Consider the following 16,276-nt stretch of genomic DNA (forward strand, 5'->3'; position numbering starts at 1 on the left):
GAAGTAGGAATTCGGCACCGCTAGTGACGGGAGAGCACTCGCGAGACGCCCGTGGCGATGGTGGTGGCGAGGATCCAGCCTGACGCGACGAGCGCCGCGGCCAGCCACTGTTGCCAGCCGTGCGGCCCGAAGGCGTCCTCCTGGCCGAAGCCGATGATCGGCAGCAGCAGGTCGAGGGTGTAGAGCACCGGGTTGAACGGCGGCGCCTCGCCCGCCTTGAGCGGAGGCGGGTGGTGGACGCCGAACGCCACGCAGCCGAGGAGGAGCAGCCCGGCCAGCCACAGCACCGCCCGCTGCGGCCGGTATCCGTAGCCGACCGTCCAGTCCTGCACGAAGCCCCAGACGGCGAGCCAGCGCGGCAGCGTACGCCGCCTGCGGCGCTGCCGGGCGAGTTGGACCGTACGCGCGTCTGCGTCCTGCCCCAGCCGCCGGTAGACGGCCGCGAGCTGTTCGTACGGCTGCGGATGGTACCGCTCGACGCCGTCCAGCCAGCCGAGCCGGTCGGCGCCGCTTCCGGGGTCCTCGATCGTCTCGTACGCGAACCCCTCGAGCAGGGAGTGCGGCGGCCAGCCCGCCGGGTCGTCGCGGAGCACCTCGACGCGCGCGTGCCGTACGTCGACCGCGCCGTCCACGCCACCGTCCGTCCTGAGCCGCAGCACGACCGCGCGCAGCTGCCGGCAGCCGATCGCGATCGCGCCGGGTGCGCTGACCGTCGCGCCGTCGAAGCACAGCTCACCGCCGATCCGCGCGCCCGCGAACGACAGGCGGCCCTCGGCGGTGAAGCCGTCGCAGCAGTTCACGACGCCGCCGACGGAGATCCCGTGTGCCTTCAGCGCGACGGCCCCCGGCGCGGTGAGCCGCGCGCCGGACAGGTCGACACTGGCCCCCACACGCGTGTCCACCAAGTGGATCGCGCCGTCGGCCACGAATCCATACTTGCCGAACAGGCCGCCCGTGATCTCCGCCCGGGAGGCACGCAGCGCGATACCGCCCGGGTTCGACAGGTGCGCCTCGTCCAGGTCGATCGACCCGCTTACGTGGGCCGCGTCGAGGTAGACCTGCCCATGCGCCCGGAAGCCCTCCGAGGCCCGCAGGCTGCTCCCGATGCGCAGGAGATGCCCGTGCAGCGACACGCCCGAGGGATTGACCAGCTCCGAGCCGTTCAGCACGAGCGTGCCGCCGATCACGGCCGACCGCAGGCTGACCATTCCCTCGGCGCGAAGACCGCCTCCGAGTTCGACGGTGCCCTCCACGTGGGCGCGGTCGGCGTCCAGCGCGACGGCGCCGGGGGCGTTCAGGCGTGCCTTGGACAGGTCGAGCCGCCGGCCGATGCGGGCGTCGCGCAGGCGTAGTTCGCCGTCGACGGTGACCCCGACGATGGAGAGACCGTTGGGCAGGCTGATGCCCTCTGCGTCGACCGCGACGCCGCCCGGGTGCGACAGCCGGGCGTTGTCGAGTGTCATCGCGCCGTGCACCTTGGCGCCGCGCAGAGAGATCGGCCCCGCGACGCGCAGGTCCACCGCGACCAGGTCACGGGACACGGTCAGGTCATCCGCGTAGAGCGCCCGTGCGCCGTCGATCCGCGCCGAACGCAAGGACAGCGCGCCGTCGACCTGAGCGCCGACGAGAGTCACCTGGCCGTCGAACCGGCACTCTTTCAGCCAGAGCAGGCCGTCGATGCGGGCGTCGGCGGCCTGCAGACCCGGCAACCGCGAGCCGGCGAGATTCACCTGCCGCAGGTGCGCGCCGTACAGGCTCGGCTTCTCGGCGAACTCGCAGTCGTGCAACAGGGCGGCGTACGGCACGTCGGCGAACGAAAGGTCCAGTACACCGCTGATCACGGCTCCGCGCAGGCGGACGGCGGGGACCCGCCCCGGCTCGGGCGGTCGCGCGCCGAGCAGTAGGGCTGCGATCACCTCGGCGCGCACCTCGCCGTGGCCGCCGAGGTCGACCGTCCGGGCGGCGGGGAACGCCTCCCACAGCGCGGACTCCGACTCGGACAGTTCCTCGGCACGCATGACGACTCCTCGGGGGGCGGGGAACGGCCCCTACGATCCCATCGGGCGAGGCCTTGCGTCATCGGCGGCGCGGCGTGCCGTACGCTTCGGTGCCGTACCTGCAGATCAGAGGGGGTTGTCATGGCGCGTTTCATCGTCGACGTCATGCTGAAGCCGGAAATTCTCGATTCCCAGGGTCAAGCCGTCGCCCGTGCGCTGCCGCGGCTCGGCTTCGAAGGCGTCACCGGGGTACGCCAAGGTAAGCGCTTCGAGATCGAAGTCGAAGGGCCTGCCGACGAAGCGGCCACCGAACGCGTGCGGAAGATGGCCGAGACGCTGCTGGCCAACCCCGTCATCGAGACGTTCGAACTTCGCGCAGAATAGTCGCTCAAAGTTAGCTCAGTGACGCGATTACGCCAGTTTCCACCGGGGAAGCCTTAGCTTCGTTGAAAGAATCGCGAAGACGGGGTCGACCCCCAGGTCAGGGGCCAAAGATGACACGAGGTGACCGGTGGATATGAAGTTCTCACTCGACTTGCCGCGTGAGACTCTCAGTATCCCGGTGATCCGCCGGGTCCTGGGCGATACGCTGCGCGGGTTGGGGGTTTCGGAAGGCTGTATTGCCGACCTTCTCGTGGCCGCATCCGAAGCCTGCACGAATGTCGTGCAGCATGTTGATTCGGCGACCCACTATGAAGTGATCGCCAGCATCGCCGGTGACCACTGCGTACTCAAGGTCTCCGACACCGGACACGGCTTCGAGAGCGACGCCCAGAAAGGCGCGGGCCCCGATTCGGAGTCCGGCCGCGGGATCAAGATCATGCGGGCGCTCGTCGACGACGTCATCTTCGACAGCCGCCCCGACACGGGCACGGTCGTCTACCTCCAGAAGCGGCTGAGCTGGCGGGAGGAGTCGCCGATGCGCCTCCTCGAGCCTGAGCTCCTGAAAACCGCAGGTTGAACCCCGGATAAGCTGGGGCACGTCCCGAGGCCGTTCTTGATCGGAGTGTGCCCATGTCAGCCCGTGTGGGCGTCATCACCTTTCCCGGTTCGCTGGACGACCGGGACGCCGCACGAGCGGTTCGCCTGGCCGACGCCGAGCCAGTATCCCTCTGGCACGCCGAGGCCGACCTGCTCGGTGTCGACGCCGTCATCCTTCCCGGCGGCTTCTCGTACGGCGACTACCTCCGCGCCGGCGCCATCGCACGCTTCGCGCCGCTCATGGAGAAGCTGGTCGCCGCCGCCGGTGACGGCCTGCCGGTGCTCGGCATCTGCAACGGCTTCCAGGTGCTGTGCGAGTCGCACCTGCTGCCGGGCGCGCTGACCCGCAACGCCGGCCTGCACTTCGTGTGCCGCTCCCAGCGGTTGCGCATCGAGAACGCCGGCACCGCCTGGACCCAGGACTACGAGGAGGGTCAGGAGGTCGTCGTGCCGGTCAAGAACATGGACGGCTGCTACGTCGCCGACCGGGCCACCCTCGACGAGCTGGAGTCCACCGGCCGGGTCGTGGCCCGCTACCTCGACGTCAACCCCAACGGTTCCCTGAACGACATCGCCGGCATCTGCAACGAGGCGGGCAACGTGGTCGGCCTGATGCCGCACCCCGAGCACGCCGTCGAGGCACTGACCGGCCCCTCCACCGAGGGTCTCGGCTTCTTCACCTCGGCCGTCAAGAAGTTGGTCCAGTCATGAGCGAGCAGGTCAACACCTCCGTCAACGAGCCGGGCGACGAACGATCCGAGGAACTCGCCGAGTCGTCGGTGACGCGCCCGGACATGTCCGCCCCGGAGCCCGCGGAGGAGCAGCACGCCGCCGTTCCGCCGTCCGACGTGGACACCGTCGCACGCGCGGAGGAGACGCCCGAGCGCGAGCTGCCGTACGCCGAGCTCGGCCTGAAGGACGACGAGTACGCCCGCGTGCGGGAGATCCTGGGACGGCGGCCGACCTCCGCGGAGCTGGCCATCTACTCCGTCATGTGGAGCGAGCACTGCTCGTACAAGAGCTCGCGCGTCCACCTGCGGCAGTTCGCCGACAAGGCGCCGCAGAGCGACGCGCTGCTCGTCGGCATGGGGGAGAACGCCGGGGTCGTCGACGTCGGCAACGGCTGGGCCGTCACCTTCAAGATCGAGTCTCACAACCACCCCTCGTACGTCGAGCCGTATCAGGGCGCGGCCACCGGCGTCGGGGGCATCGTCCGCGACATCATCTCGATGGGCGCCCGACCGGTCGCCGTGATGGACTCCCTGCGCTTCGGCCCGCCCGACGTCCCGGACACGCGCCGCGTGCTCGACGGTGTCGTGCGCGGCGTCGGCGGCTACGGCAACTGCCTCGGCCTGCCCAACATCGGCGGCGAGGTCGTCTTCGACCCCTGCTACTCCGCGAACCCTCTGGTCAACGCGCTGTGCGTCGGCGTGCTCAAGCCCGAGGACATCAAGCGCGCGATCGCGCCCGGACCCGGCAACAAGGTCATCCTGTTCGGTGCGGGCACCGGGCCGGACGGCATCGGCGGCGCGTCCGTGCTGGCGAGCGCCACCTTCGATGAGGAGTCACAGCAGAAGCGGCCGTCGGTGCAGGTCGGCGACCCCTTCATGGAGAAGCTGCTCATCGAGTGCTGCCTGGAGATCTTCGCCGAGGACCTCGTCGTCGGCATCCAGGACCTCGGCGCGGCCGGTGTCTCCTGCGCCACCACGGAGCTGGCCGCGGCCGGCACCGGCGGAATGGACATCGACCTGACCCGCGTCCCGCTGCGCGACGCCACGCTGCGGCCCGAAGAGATCCTGATGAGCGAGTCTCAGGAGCGCATGATGGCCGTGGTCGAGCCGGCCAAGGTCGAGCGCTTCCTCGAGCTCTGCGCGAAGTGGGACGTCCCCGCGACCGTCATCGGCGACGTGACCGACACAGGCCGGCTGCGCATGACCTGGCACGGCGCGACCATCGTCGACATCCCGCCGGGCACCGCCGCCGACGAGGGGCCGGTCTACGAGCGGCCGTACGAACCGCCGGCCGACCTCGCGCAGCTGCAGGCGGACGGCCCCGGCCGGCTGCCGCGCCCGGTCACCGCGGAGGACCTGCGCAACACCGTCGTGTGGCTCGCGGGCTCGCCGAACCTCGCCGACAAGTCGTTCGTAACCTCGCAGTACGACCGGTTCGTGCTCGGCAACACCGTGCTGGCCACGCCGGAGGACGCCGGAGTGATCCGCATCGGCGACGGGCCGCAGGGCATCGCGCTGGCCACCGACGGCAACGGCCGCTACGCCCGGCTCGACCCGTACGCCGGCGCGCAGCTCGCGCTGTCGGAGGCGTACCGCAACGTGGCGACCACGGGCGCGCGGCCGCTCGCGGTGACCAACTGCCTGAACTTCGGCTCGCCGGAGGACCCGGGCGTGATGTGGCAGTTCGCGCGCGCCGTCGAGGGTCTCGCGGACGCCTGCCAGGCGCTGGGCGTCCCCGTGACCGGCGGCAACGTCAGCTTCTACAACCAGACGGGCAGCACCCCGATCAACCCGACGCCGGTGATCGGCGTTCTCGGCGTGCACGACGACGTCAACCGCCGGGTCCGCATGTCGTTCAACATCGAGGGCACCACGCTGCTGCTGCTCGGCGAGACCCGGCCGGAGCTCGGCGGCTCCGAGTGGGCGAACGTCGTGTTCCAGCACCTCGGCGGCCTCCCGCCGCTCGTCGACCTGGCGGCCGAGGCGGCGCTGGCGTCCGTGCTCGTGACCGGCGCCCGCGAAGGCGTGCTGAACGCCGCCCACGACCTGTCCGACGGCGGCCTGTCGCAGTCGCTGGTCGAGTCCTGCCTGCGCGGCGGGCTCGGCTGCGTGATCAGCCTGCCGGACGACCCGTTCGTCGAGCTGTTCAGCGAGTCGGTGGCCCGCGCCGTCGTCGCCGTCTACCCCGAGCACGAGGAGCGGGTGGCCGCGCTGTGCCAGGCCGCCGGGGTCCCGGTGCGTCGCCTGGGCACGGTCGGCGGCGATGCCTTCGAGGTCGAGGGCCTGTTCTCCATCCCGCTGAGCGAGCTGCGCGAGGTCCACCAGGGCGCCCTGCCCGCCCTGTTCGGCTGAGCGAGGGATCGCGCCGGGCGTCGGACGACGCCCGGCGCGATCCCTCCCACCGCCGGCGGCGGCGATTCGGCGCCGAAGCGCGGCGGCCGCACGTTGGTGTCGGCGGGTGCGGTCAGCCGTTGGGGGCCAGGGCCCGGACGCCCGCGACGAACAGGTCGATCCCGAGAGCGACGTAGGGGTCTGAGTCCTCTCCGAAGGAGAGCGCCGACGCGGCGTCCACGACGTGTGCGTACCGGTCGGGCGGCAGTGTCTCGAGCGTGATGCGCTTGTGCCGACGGAGCTCCGTGACCTCCTGGCACGACATCTTCGGGTTGATCTCGGGATCAGCGATCGCCAGGGTGACGGCCGTGCGCAGGCCGTAACGGCAGATGGCCGCGGCTCGACGCGGCTCGAACCCGGCCTCCGCGAGGAGCGCCAGCGCCGCTTCCATGGAGTCGAAACACCTCGGAGCCGCGTCGAGGTGCGTGGTCATCATCAGCTGCGCCGCGCTCGGGTGCGCGTGCAGCACGTGCACGACCGACTCCATCAACGCGCGGAGCCGGTCGAACCACGGCGCCGCCGGGTCGACCTTCGTGTCGACCAGCGACCACATGCGGTCGACGAGCGCGTTGTGCAGCTCGTCCTTGTTCTTGAAATGCCAGTAGAGCGCCATGGGCGTGACGCCGAGCCGCTGGGCGAGCCGGCGGATCGTCAAGCCGTCCAGGCCCTCCTCGTCGGCGAGCGCCAGCGCGCCGTCCACCACTGTCTCCCGGCTCAGGCGAGCCCGTTCCTCTGTCGTGGCCACTTGACAACTATACGCCGTACAAGATTTCCTATACAAGGTACATGTACGACGTATAAGACAGCCGTATAGGAGCGGGGCAATGGAATCTTCTCGACGGTGGTGGACCCTGACCGGGGTCGCGCTGGCGACCTTCATGACCTACCTGGACAACAACGTCGTCAACGTGGCGCTGCCGTCGATCCAGCGCGACCTGCACCTGACGCTGTCCGGGCTCGAGTGGATCGTCAGCAGCTACATCCTGGTCTTCTCCGGCCTGATGCTCGTCGGCGGCCGACTCGGCGACGTGTTCGGCCGCCGACGGGTCTTCCTGGCCGGGCTCACCGTCTTCACCGCCGCGTCGCTCCTGGCCGGGATCGCGAGTGATGAGACGACCCTGATCGTCGCCCGGGTCCTCCAGGGAGTCGGCGCGGCGGCGGCGGCGCCGTCGACCATGGCGATCATCTCGTCGATCTTCCCCGACCCCCGGGAGCGCACGAAGGCGGTCAGCGTGTGGAGCGCGGTCGGGGCGCTCGCCCTGGCGCTCGGCCCGCTCACCGGCGGGTTCATCAGCGACCACTGGCACTGGGGCTGGATCTTCCTCATCAACGTGCCGGTGGGCGTGGTCACGATCGCGATCTTCGCCTTCTCGACGCGTGAGTCCGGCGCGGCCGTACGCCGCCGCCTGGACGTCCCGGGCCTGCTGGCCTCCGCGATCGCCCTGTTCTCCGTGACCTACGCGTTGATCGAGGGCCACGACCGGGGATGGACGTCCCCGCTGATCCTCGGCGCGTTCGCCCTCGCCGCCGTCGCGGCGGCCGCGTTCATCGTCGTCGAGACGCGCACCGGCGACGCGATGGTGGACCTGTCGATGTTCCGGGAGCGCGTCTTCAGCGGCGGCCTCGGCGCGATGGTCCTCTGGGGCTTCGGCGTCATGGGCGTCTACCTGTTCACGGCCATGTACCTCCAGAACATCCTGGGCTTCTCGCCGACCAAGGCGGGCGCGTCCATCATCCCGATGGCCGTGATGATGATCGCCATGGCGCCGTTCGCCGGAACGGTCGCGCGGCGCCTGGGCACGCACGTCACGGTGGCCGCCGGCCTCGCCCTCAACGTCGTCGGAATGGTCATGGTGTCGTTCGTCGGCGAGGGCGGTGGCTTTCTCGACCTGCTGCCCGCGTTCATCGCCTTCGGCGTCGGCTCGGGCTTCACGATGCTGCCGCTGACCGACGCGGTCATCGGCGTCCTGCCGCCCGCGCGGGCCGGCGCGGCCTCCGGCGTGCTCAACGCCGCACGCGAGGTGTCGGGCCTGCTCGGCGTCACGATCATCGGCGCGATCCTGACCTCACGCCAGTCCGCGGTGCTGCGCGGCGGCTCGACCCCGACCCACGCCTTCCTGTCGGGCTACCAGCTCGCCCTGCTGGTCGGCGCCGCCATCGTCTTCGTCGGCGTCCCGCTCAGCCTCTACACCCTCCGCACCCGCCGCGAGGCCCCCGTAGACGCCCAGCCCATCCTGCAACCGATCGCCTGAGCCTAGGCGCCGCGCCCCAGATTAGGGGCGGCGACGCTACCCCGGCCAGGAACTGATCACCAGCGTCGGTGAGTGCAAGTCAGGTACGCGAGAGCCCCCGGCCGTACGGCCGGGGGCTCTCGGTTTCACGCTTTGACAACGGTCACTTCAACGCATTCCGTGTTCTGGCCACTGCGTGAGCTCTTTCGCCAGTCCGAACCCGACAGATCCTTCTCAGTCATGGGCAGACGTCTCTCGTTGGGTGGATTAGGCACTTGTCGCCTCATTGGCGATCAGCGACAGGGTATCCACTGGACTGAGCGCCGCTCCGACGAGATGCCGGAACGCGGTGTGGAACCGCCCGACCTCTTCGGGCTCCTCCACGAACAGCTCTCCGGCGAAAGTATCGACGTAGACGGCATCTTGATCTGCTTCATCCGGGAACTGCAGGATCGTGAACGACCCACCCGTGACGCCCGCATGCAAACCCGCCGAGAACGGGATCATCTTCAGCGTCACCCTGGCAGTGCGGGCCATCTCGGCGAGATGCGCGAGTTGCTCACGGTCGGCTCTGCGTAGAGCCGCCTCGTCGAGGACCGCCCAGATCCGAACCGGATCGTCTTCCGTCAGCACGGCCTGTCGTTCGCGGCGGACACGCGCACGCTGCTCAATACCATCCGCGTCGAGTTCAGCCGGCCCCGCCTGGAAGAGCGTGCGAGCATAGGCATCGCTTCGACCGGCCTCCGGCGACTTCGGTCCGGTGGAAGTCACTCTTTGAGTCTCAGGTCCGAGTCGGTCTGATCCGGCCGTTGATCACTGGTGGTCACTGCGGTCCTGGAGGCTGTCGCACTACTCGCGATCTCGATTGCTCAAGGCCATGGCGATCCAGCGAGCTGGCGCGCAAAGGCTGCGAATCGGGCTGCCGCCGGCGCGGTTCGGTGCTGAAAGCTCGGCGAACGCTGCGGGGGTCATCCCGTTAAGGGGACGGAGTGGGGCAATTCGGCTCGCCGCAGGGGTGTTCTCCGAGAGTTCTGCACGGTGGCGGCCGGGGCGGCATCCGGCGGGGTCGGGGGGGGGCGCGGCGTCGGTCGGGCTTCGCCGGGTGGGTTGCCGGTCGCCGTGCTGGAACGGGCGCGGCCGACGAACTGAGCCGGGGGCCGGCAGAACGCTCGGCGAAGGCCACGCGCGGCCCGCCTCACCAAGGGCAAACCTGGGTGAACCGGGCCGCTGCCGGTTTGTTCCCGAGCGTTCTGCGCGCCGCCCTCCGCCGGGTACACACGTCCGCGTCGGCCGACCGGTGCCTGCACCCGGTCGAGGACGCCTTCGCCAAGACGGCGTGGGGATATGAGTGGAAGGGGAGTGTCTACGTACGGGCGCTCGCTGGAGTCCGTTTTAGCGTCCAGTAAGAAAGCCGGCCCTCGATTTCATTATCGTGACGTTTGGATTCGATGAAAAATACGCTATACATGAGAACCCCCTAGGCGATGGACATCGCCTAGGGGGCTTTTGCGCGCTATACGCGGAAGGGGGAGTTAACGAACTCCCGCCACTGCGCTACGCCCGCGAGGAGTTGAGGTACACCTCGGTCTCTTCGGGAGACATCGCGCGGAAGGAGTTGATGAACCCCGTCCACGCACCGGGAGTCAGCGTCGCGATGCCACCGGCGTCCCCTGCCTTCGAGTCGCGCACCTCGACGGCCTTGCGGACGCGCCATTCGACGCAGGCACAGCCGGACGCACTATAGGACGACGTCGTCCACTCTTGCGGATTTGTTGTTTGCATCGTTTTTCTCCTCTCGCCACCACTTTGGTGGGGGCGACCTGATCATAGCATTGCATGATAAAACTTCAAAGGGCCCATTGAAAAGGTAATAATTGCCGTTGCAGCGCGCGAAGCGAGGGCTGTTCAAAAGCAGAGATTGACCGTTCATCTTCAATCTCCTTGGCAAGTTTGAACGCGACGAGGCCGCCGCCCTGCAGGGCGGCGGCCTCGTCGGTGGTCAGAGCTTAGAGGGAGCTCTTGTAGAGCAGGCGGTTGTGGGTGCTCGCCTTGTTCTTCTTGATGACGCCGGCGGTGGCGTTCGAGTTGATCCACTGCTGGACGGTGCCGAACGACTTCTGGCCGTACGCCGACTTGTAGAGCGCCGCGACGCCGGCGACGAACGGAGACGCCATCGACGTGCCGCTGGCGAGCGCGGTGCCGCCCAGGTAGGTCGACTTGATGTTCACGCCCGGTGCGTAGATGTCCACGCACTTGCCGTAGTTGCTGAAGTCGGCGCGGGTGTCGCTGGACGAGCTGGCCGCGACGGCCTCGACGCTCGCCGCGCTGGCCGGGGACGTGTTGCAGGAGTTGGTGCTGTCGTTGCCCGCGGCGACCGCGAGGAACACGCCGGACTTCGACAGCTTCGTGGCCGCGTTGTTCAGGGCGGTGGACTTGCTGCCGCCCAGCGACATGTTGGCGACGGACCGGGCGCCGTGGTGCGCGATCACCCAGTCGATGCCCGCGATGATGGTCGAGATCTTCGTCTCACCGGTGCAGTCCGTGAAGACCCGGACGCTGTGCAGGCTGACGCCCTTGGCCACGCCGTACGTCTTGGAGCCGATGATGCCGGCGACGTGCGTGCCGTGGCCGTTGCAGTCCTTGCCGCCGTACGCCAGGTCCGCGCGCCCCTGGAACTGGCTCAGGGAGGTGTCGATCCCCGTGTCGATGACGTAGGCGTCGACGCCCGCGCCGGTGTGCTTGTAGGTGTAGGAGTGCGACAGCGGCAGCTTGCGCTCGTCGATCCGGTCCGGGCCCCAGTTGGGGTTCGTCTGGGTGGTGTTGATCCGGACGATCTGGTCCTGCTCGATGGCGGCGACGTTCGGGTCGCTCTGCACCTTCTTGAGCTGCTCCGGCGTCAGCTTGGCCGCGAAGCCGTCAGTGAAGTCGTGGATGTGGCGGAGGCCGGACAGCCGCGACAGGCGGGAGCCGGCGTGCTTCATGGTCACGATGTACTGCCCGGGCACGGCCTCGGTCGAGGAGGAGGCGGAGGCGATCGCGACGTGGGACGTGGGCGTGCTGATCGCGGCGTACGCGGGAACGGCGGCCGCGGCGATCGCAACGGCGGAAGATGCGATCACAAGTCGTCTGGCTCGGACCCTCACAGGGGGGATCTCCTTCAGATGGGGGGCGCCGGCCGGGAACGGGGGGCACCGGCGACAAAAAACTGCCACCAAACGGTACAGCCGTGACAAGCGGGCTTTAGTGGCATATGGGTGACTAGGGTAATTTAGCGGGTTTGGCGGGTCAGTGGGGGGTGATCTGGACCCTGTAGCGTCGGTGCTGTCATGGCCCGACCCACACCGGAGCGGCTGCGCGCCGCACTCGACGCCCAGCTCGCCGCGCTCGGCGAGGAGCCCTACGCCGGCCCGGTCGCCCGCCTCGCCGACGCTCTCGTCGACGCGGTCCTGACCGCCTACGCCGCCGGCGACGACCCCGAGCGCACCGCCGTACGCCTGGCCGCGAAGGTGCTGCTGCAGCGGCTGGCCGACGAGGCGCCGGGCCGCTCGGTGGAGGTGCGCGTGCCGCCGTACGCCGCCGTGCAGTGCGTGGAGGGCCCCCGCCACACCCGCGGCACGCCCCCGAACGTCATCGAGACCGATCCGAAGACCTGGATCCTGCTGGCCACAGGCCGGCTCGCGTGGGCGGACGCCGCCGACCGGATCGCGGCGAGCGGCGCGCGGGCCGACCTGTCGCCCTATCTGCCGGTGAAACCGTACGAATCCCGGTAGAGCCGGCGGTGCTCGTGGTCGCGCGGCCGGCTCAGGACCGGTTCAGGCGAGGTCGAGCAGTTCCAGGCGCTCGGCCATCGCGCCGAACAGCGGATCGTCCTCGTCCGGCACGGACGATCCGCATCCCAGGCAGAAGCCGACGCCGTCCTGGACGATGAAGTACTCCCGCACGGTCCAGGTCCGGTCGGCGTCATGCCGCGCGCAGCCGAGCCGTGCGCCGGCGCGGTCGGCGACGGTGGCGTCGTCGATCTGGAAGTCGACGAAGCCGATCCCCGCGAGCGAGTGCTGAGCGCCCTCGGCGATCTCGGCGGCGGAACGCCCGGGTCGTACGGGTCGTACGGGCTGGCGGAAGACAGTCAAGAAGTGTCCGCGTTCGATCCCGTCGTCAGGGGGCGGGGGTGGCCTGGAAGAAGGGGACCCGCTTCTGGAGGCACTGGTCGCGTGCCTCTTTGGTGGGGTAGCGCGTCTGGTCGGAGCAGGGCGCGATGCGGCTGTAGAACCACGCCGCCAGGCCGATCGCGAGCACCAGCGTCACCGCCGACAGGATCAGGCCCGCGACGGCCATGCCGCGGCCGTTCCGCTGGACCACCGCGATGATGCCGACGATCAGACCGGCGACCGCCAGGATCGCGCCGAGGCCGCACAGCAGCAGCGTCAGGATCGACGCGATGCCGAGGACGAGCGCGGCGATGCCCAGCCCTCTGCGCTGAGGCGGCGCCTCGCGCACCGGTGGATACACCTGTCATCACCCCCCTCCCTCCATCGTCCTGGATCGGGGACGGCAGGGCGCCGAGGCACGCCGACCGCCGCGCCGTGAGCGGAGGCGCTTCGGCGGCCGTACTACGCCGCATCCGGCACGGTACGGGGATGAGCTCGGCGAATGCCGCACTACACTGGCCATGTGTCGCACGGAGACGGACGGCTGAGCCATGACCTCGACCCCCGTGATCGAAGCCCCCAGGACGCCTGCGGGGTCTTCGGCGTCTGGGCACCCGACGAGGAGGTGAGCAAGCTCGCCTACTTCGGGCTGTACGCCCTGCAGCACCGCGGTCAGGAGTCGGCCGGCATCGCGGTCAGTGACGGCACGCGGATCGTCGTCTTCAAGGACATGGGCCTGGTGTCCCAGGTCTTCGAGGAGCCCGTGCTCAACACCCTGCGCGGGCACATCGCCATCGGTCACTGCCGCTACTCGACGACCGGGTCCAGCGTCTGGGAAAATGCCCAGCCGACGTTCCGGTCCACCGAGACCGGCAGCCTGGCGCTCGGGCACAACGGCAACCTCATCAACACACGGGAGCTCGCCGCGCGCGTCCCGGCGGGTGAGCTGACCGCCACCACCGACACCGAGGTGCTCACCGCCCTGCTGGCGGGCGGGGAGAGCAGCGTCGAGGAGACCGCGGTGGAGGTGCTGCCGCTGGCCCGCGGCGCCTACTCCCTGGTCTTCATGAACGAGCGCACGCTCTACGCCGCGCGCGACCCGCAGGGCATCCGCCCGCTGGTGCTCGGCCGCCTCGAGCACGGCTGGGTGGTCGCCAGCGAGACCGCCGCCCTCGACATCGTCGGCGCGACGTTCGTGCGCGAGGTCGAGCCGGGCGAGCTGATCGCCATCGACGAGGCGGGCGTGCGGTCCACGCGGTTCGCCGTCGCCGAGCCGAAGGGCTGCCTGTTCGAGTACGTCTACGTCGCCCGGCCCGACACCTCGATCGCCGGCCGCAGCATCCAGGCCACCCGCGTCGACGTCGGCCGCCGGCTGGCCCGCGAGCATCCCGTCGAGGCCGACCTGGTGATCCCGACGCCGGAGTCCGGCACACCGGCGGCGATCGGGTACGCCGAGGAGTCCGGCATCCCGTACGGCCAGGGCTTCGTGAAGAACTCCTACGTCGGGCGCACGTTCATCGAGCCGTCGCAGACCATCCGGCAGCTCGGCATCCGGCTGAAGCTGAACCCCCTGCGCGAGGCGATCGAGGGCAAACGCCTGATCGTCGTCGACGACTCGATCGTGCGCGGCAACACCCAGCGGGCCATCGTGAAGATGCTCCGCGAGGCGGGGGCCGAGGAGGTGCACGTCCGCATCTCCAGCCCGCCCGTGGCGTGGCCGTGCTTCTACGGCATCGACTTCGCGACCCGCGCCGAGCTGATCGCCGGGAACCTCTCGGTGGAGGAGGTCCGGCAGTCCCTCGGAGCCGATACGCTCGGCTACATCTCGCTCGACGAGCTGATCGCGTCGACGCGGCAGGACAAGAGCCGCCTGTGCCGGGCCTGCTTCGACGGCGTCTACCCCATCGACGTCGCCGAGGACGCCCGCGGCAAGCACCTGCTCGAAGAGGCCCGCCGGTGACCGACGAGTCCTCCGCCACGTCCTACGCCGCGGCCGGGGTCGACATCGCGGCCGGCGAGCGTGCGGTCGAGCTGATGAAGTCCCGCGTCGCCTCGTCCCACCGGCCCGAGGTCGTCGAGGACGCCAGCGGTTTCGCGGGCCTGTTCGACGTCTCGGCGCTGAAGCGCTTCGAGCGGCCGCTGCTGGCGACCTCCACCGACGGCGTCGGCACCAAGGTCGACCTGGCCCGGCGCCTCGGCGTGTACGACACGATCGGGCACGACCTGGTCGGCATGGTCATCGACGACCTGGTCGTCTGCGGGGCCGAGCCGCTGTTCATGACCGACTACATCGCCTGCGGGCGGGTCGTCCCGGAGCGGATCGCCGCGATCGTGGGCGGCATCGCCGAGGCCTGCGCGCTGGCGGGCTGCGCCCTGGTGGGCGGCGAGACCGCCGAGCATCCGGGGCTGCTGGAGCCCGACGAGTTCGACGTCGCGGGGGCGGGCACCGGTGTGGTCGAGGCGTCCGCGGTGCTCGGCCCGCACCGGGTGCGGGCCGGTGACGTGGTGCTGGGCCTGGCCTCGTCGGGCATCCACTCCAACGGCTACTCCCTGGTCCGGCACATCCTGCGCGAGAGCGGGCTCTCGCTGGAGGAGACGCCGGCCGAGCTGACCCGCTCGCTGGGCGAGGAGCTCCTCACCCCGACCCGGATCTACGCCAAGGACTGCCTGGCACTGATCGCCGCCGCCGAGGTGCACGCGTTCGCGCACATCACCGGCGGCGGGCTCGCGGCCAACCTCGCCCGGTCCCTGCCGAGCGGGTGCGACGCCGTCCTCCAGCGCTCCTCCTGGGAGCCACCGCCGATCTTCGGCGTGCTCGAGGCGTACGGCCGGGTGCCGCGGGCGGAGATGGACAAGACCTTCAACATGGGCGTCGGGATGGCCGCCGTCGTCGCCGCGTCCGACGCCGACGCCGCGCTCCGTACGGCCTCCGAGCGCGGCCTCCCGGCCTGGGTGCTCGGCGAGATCGTGTCCGGTACGGGCGAGGCCCGCCTGATCTGACCGGATCGTCGGCAGCGCGCCCGAACCTGCGGGGCGCGGCCGGCGTCTCTTCAAGAGTGCGGAAGCTCTGGTCGCGTGCGCGGAAGCCGGCGCGGATCCTTTGGCGGTGCAAGGCACCGCTGTCCGTGCTGTGTGCTCTGGGCGCGTACGCGCTGATCCTCCCCGCCGCGTGGATGTACACCGACACCGGCCGGTACCGGACGAGCCCGGAGCGGGTTCCGGCGACGACCGTGGGAATGATCTTTGGCGCGGGGGCGCTGAACGGCCGGCCGTCGCGGATGCTCGTCGAACGCCTCCGGCTCGGCGCGGACCTCTACCGCCGGGGAAAGATCCAGGTGCTGCTCGTCACGGGGGACAACAGCCGCAAGGACTACGACGAGCCCTCGGTGATGCGGGATTTCCTGGTCGCCCAGGGCGTGCCGCGACCCCGGATCGTCCTCGACTACGCGGGCTTCGACACCTGGGACTCGTGCGCCCGCGCCAAGCGGATCTTCGGCGTCGACCGGGCGATCCTCGTCACCCAGGATTTCCACCTGCCGCGCGCGGTGACGCTCTGCCGCGCGGCGGGCATCGACGCCTGGGGCGTCGGCGACGACAGCAGCCGGTACAACGTGACCACGACCGCCTACCTGTACGTGCGCGAGGCACCGGCCGCCGTCAAGGCGCTGTACGACCTCGCGCTGCACCCGCGGCCGTACTTCCTCGGCCCCCGCGAACCGGGCATCCAGCGGGCCTTGGAAGCCGCCGGGCGCCACTGAACGGCCCGCCCTCGCCGCGTCCCGGCCGCTCGGGGCACG

Annotated in this window: 17 protein-coding genes; 9 read left to right on the forward strand and 8 right to left on the reverse strand. The window is 70.1% G+C overall.

Annotation, left to right across the window (positions count from 1 at the left end):
- Window positions 1-20 precede the first annotated feature (20 nt).
- A complete protein-coding gene (locus NE236_RS29200; RefSeq protein WP_252845397.1) occupies window positions 21-2,018 on the reverse strand; it encodes a translocation/assembly module TamB domain-containing protein in 1,998 nt (665 codons plus the stop codon).
- Between the two features lie 120 nt (window positions 2,019-2,138).
- Between NE236_RS29200 and purS the strand changes: the two genes are divergently transcribed.
- The 4 genes from purS (at window position 2,139) to purL (ending at window position 6,061) form a co-directional block, all read left to right on the forward strand.
- A complete protein-coding gene (purS, locus tag NE236_RS29205) occupies window positions 2,139-2,381 on the forward strand; it encodes a phosphoribosylformylglycinamidine synthase subunit PurS (RefSeq protein ID WP_252845398.1) in 243 nt (80 codons plus the stop codon).
- A 133-nt stretch (window positions 2,382-2,514) separates the two neighbouring features.
- Entirely contained in the window at window positions 2,515-2,958 is a 444-nt protein-coding gene (locus NE236_RS29210; RefSeq protein WP_252845399.1) for an ATP-binding protein, read from the forward strand.
- A 53-nt stretch (window positions 2,959-3,011) separates the two neighbouring features.
- Window positions 3,012-3,689: a phosphoribosylformylglycinamidine synthase subunit PurQ gene (gene purQ / locus NE236_RS29215; RefSeq protein ID WP_252845400.1), complete on the forward strand. Its 678-nt coding sequence runs from the start codon at window positions 3,012-3,014 to the stop codon at window positions 3,687-3,689.
- Window positions 3,690-3,772: 83 nt separating this feature from the next.
- Window positions 3,773-6,061, forward strand: a complete 2,289-nt coding sequence (gene purL / locus NE236_RS29220) for a phosphoribosylformylglycinamidine synthase subunit PurL (RefSeq protein ID WP_252845529.1) — start codon at window positions 3,773-3,775, stop codon at window positions 6,059-6,061.
- 112 nt (window positions 6,062-6,173) lie between these two features.
- Here purL and NE236_RS29225 read toward each other — a convergent pair whose 3' ends face one another.
- Window positions 6,174-6,845, reverse strand: coding sequence for a TetR family transcriptional regulator (locus NE236_RS29225; protein WP_252845401.1), 672 nt, complete (start codon window positions 6,843-6,845; stop codon window positions 6,174-6,176).
- Window positions 6,846-6,924: 79 nt separating this feature from the next.
- Between NE236_RS29225 and NE236_RS29230 the strand changes: the two genes are divergently transcribed.
- The gene (locus tag NE236_RS29230) at window positions 6,925-8,352 is read left to right on the forward strand and encodes an MFS transporter (protein WP_252845402.1); all 1,428 of its coding nucleotides are present in this window, start codon (window positions 6,925-6,927) and stop codon (window positions 8,350-8,352) included.
- 125 nt (window positions 8,353-8,477) lie between these two features.
- Here NE236_RS29230 and NE236_RS45260 read toward each other — a convergent pair whose 3' ends face one another.
- The 4 genes from NE236_RS45260 to NE236_RS29245 form a co-directional block, all read right to left on the reverse strand.
- Entirely contained in the window at window positions 8,478-8,618 is a 141-nt protein-coding gene (locus NE236_RS45260; protein WP_372494455.1) for a DUF397 domain-containing protein, read from the reverse strand.
- On the reverse strand, window positions 8,599-9,102 hold the full coding sequence (locus NE236_RS29235; protein ID WP_252845403.1) for a DUF5753 domain-containing protein: 504 nt from the start codon (window positions 9,100-9,102) through the stop codon (window positions 8,599-8,601). The genes NE236_RS45260 and NE236_RS29235 overlap by 20 nt, the downstream gene beginning before the upstream one ends.
- Before the next feature lie 783 nt (window positions 9,103-9,885).
- On the reverse strand, window positions 9,886-10,113 hold the full coding sequence (locus NE236_RS29240; RefSeq protein ID WP_252845404.1) for a DUF397 domain-containing protein: 228 nt from the start codon (window positions 10,111-10,113) through the stop codon (window positions 9,886-9,888).
- Between the two features lie 224 nt (window positions 10,114-10,337).
- Window positions 10,338-11,450 (reverse strand): S8 family peptidase, encoded by a 1,113-nt coding sequence (locus NE236_RS29245; protein ID WP_252845405.1) that lies wholly within the window; start codon window positions 11,448-11,450, stop codon window positions 10,338-10,340.
- Between the two features lie 207 nt (window positions 11,451-11,657).
- On the opposite strand from NE236_RS29245, the gene NE236_RS29250 reads away from it, so the two are divergent.
- Window positions 11,658-12,101 (forward strand): sterol carrier family protein, encoded by a 444-nt coding sequence (locus NE236_RS29250; protein ID WP_252845406.1) that lies wholly within the window; start codon window positions 11,658-11,660, stop codon window positions 12,099-12,101.
- Between the two features lie 42 nt (window positions 12,102-12,143).
- Here NE236_RS29250 and NE236_RS29255 read toward each other — a convergent pair whose 3' ends face one another.
- The gene (locus NE236_RS29255) at window positions 12,144-12,461 is read right to left on the reverse strand and encodes a hypothetical protein (protein WP_252845407.1); all 318 of its coding nucleotides are present in this window, start codon (window positions 12,459-12,461) and stop codon (window positions 12,144-12,146) included.
- A 25-nt stretch (window positions 12,462-12,486) separates the two neighbouring features.
- Window positions 12,487-12,840, reverse strand: coding sequence for a DUF4190 domain-containing protein (locus tag NE236_RS29260; protein WP_252845408.1), 354 nt, complete (start codon window positions 12,838-12,840; stop codon window positions 12,487-12,489).
- 162 nt (window positions 12,841-13,002) lie between these two features.
- On the opposite strand from NE236_RS29260, the gene purF reads away from it, so the two are divergent.
- The 3 genes from purF (at window position 13,003) to NE236_RS29275 (ending at window position 16,237) form a co-directional block, all read left to right on the forward strand.
- On the forward strand, window positions 13,003-14,439 hold the full coding sequence (gene purF / locus NE236_RS29265; RefSeq protein WP_252845409.1) for an amidophosphoribosyltransferase: 1,437 nt from the start codon (window positions 13,003-13,005) through the stop codon (window positions 14,437-14,439).
- Window positions 14,436-15,479 (forward strand): phosphoribosylformylglycinamidine cyclo-ligase, encoded by a 1,044-nt coding sequence (gene purM, locus NE236_RS29270; protein ID WP_252845410.1) that lies wholly within the window; start codon window positions 14,436-14,438, stop codon window positions 15,477-15,479. Before purF ends, purM begins: the two co-directional genes overlap by 4 nt.
- Window positions 15,480-15,604: 125 nt before the next feature.
- Window positions 15,605-16,237, forward strand: coding sequence for a SanA/YdcF family protein (locus NE236_RS29275; protein ID WP_252845411.1), 633 nt, complete (start codon window positions 15,605-15,607; stop codon window positions 16,235-16,237).
- The last annotated feature ends 39 nt before the right edge of the window (window positions 16,238-16,276 follow it).

The sequence above is a fragment of the Actinoallomurus purpureus genome, from assembly GCF_024055795.1.
GTDB classification, from domain to species: Bacteria; Actinomycetota; Actinomycetes; order Streptosporangiales; family Streptosporangiaceae; genus Actinoallomurus; species Actinoallomurus purpureus.

Excerpts from the sequence above, each read along its gene's own strand:
- NE236_RS29200 (WP_252845397.1), bottom strand. The coding sequence starts at position 2,018 with ATGCGTGCCGAGGAACTGTCCGAGTCGGAGTCCGCGCTGTGGGAGGCG.
- purS (WP_252845398.1), top strand. The coding sequence starts at position 2,139 with ATGGCGCGTTTCATCGTCGACGTCATGCTGAAGCCGGAAATTCTCGAT.
- NE236_RS29210 (WP_252845399.1), top strand. The coding sequence starts at position 2,515 with ATGAAGTTCTCACTCGACTTGCCGCGTGAGACTCTCAGTATCCCGGTG.
- purQ (WP_252845400.1), top strand. The coding sequence starts at position 3,012 with ATGTCAGCCCGTGTGGGCGTCATCACCTTTCCCGGTTCGCTGGACGAC.
- purL (WP_252845529.1), top strand. The coding sequence starts at position 3,773 with ATGTCCGCCCCGGAGCCCGCGGAGGAGCAGCACGCCGCCGTTCCGCCG.
- NE236_RS29230 (WP_252845402.1), top strand. The coding sequence starts at position 6,925 with ATGGAATCTTCTCGACGGTGGTGGACCCTGACCGGGGTCGCGCTGGCG.
- NE236_RS45260 (WP_372494455.1), bottom strand. The coding sequence starts at position 8,618 with ATGAGGCGACAAGTGCCTAATCCACCCAACGAGAGACGTCTGCCCATG.
- NE236_RS29240 (WP_252845404.1), bottom strand. The coding sequence starts at position 10,113 with ATGCAAACAACAAATCCGCAAGAGTGGACGACGTCGTCCTATAGTGCG.
- NE236_RS29250 (WP_252845406.1), top strand. The coding sequence starts at position 11,658 with ATGGCCCGACCCACACCGGAGCGGCTGCGCGCCGCACTCGACGCCCAG.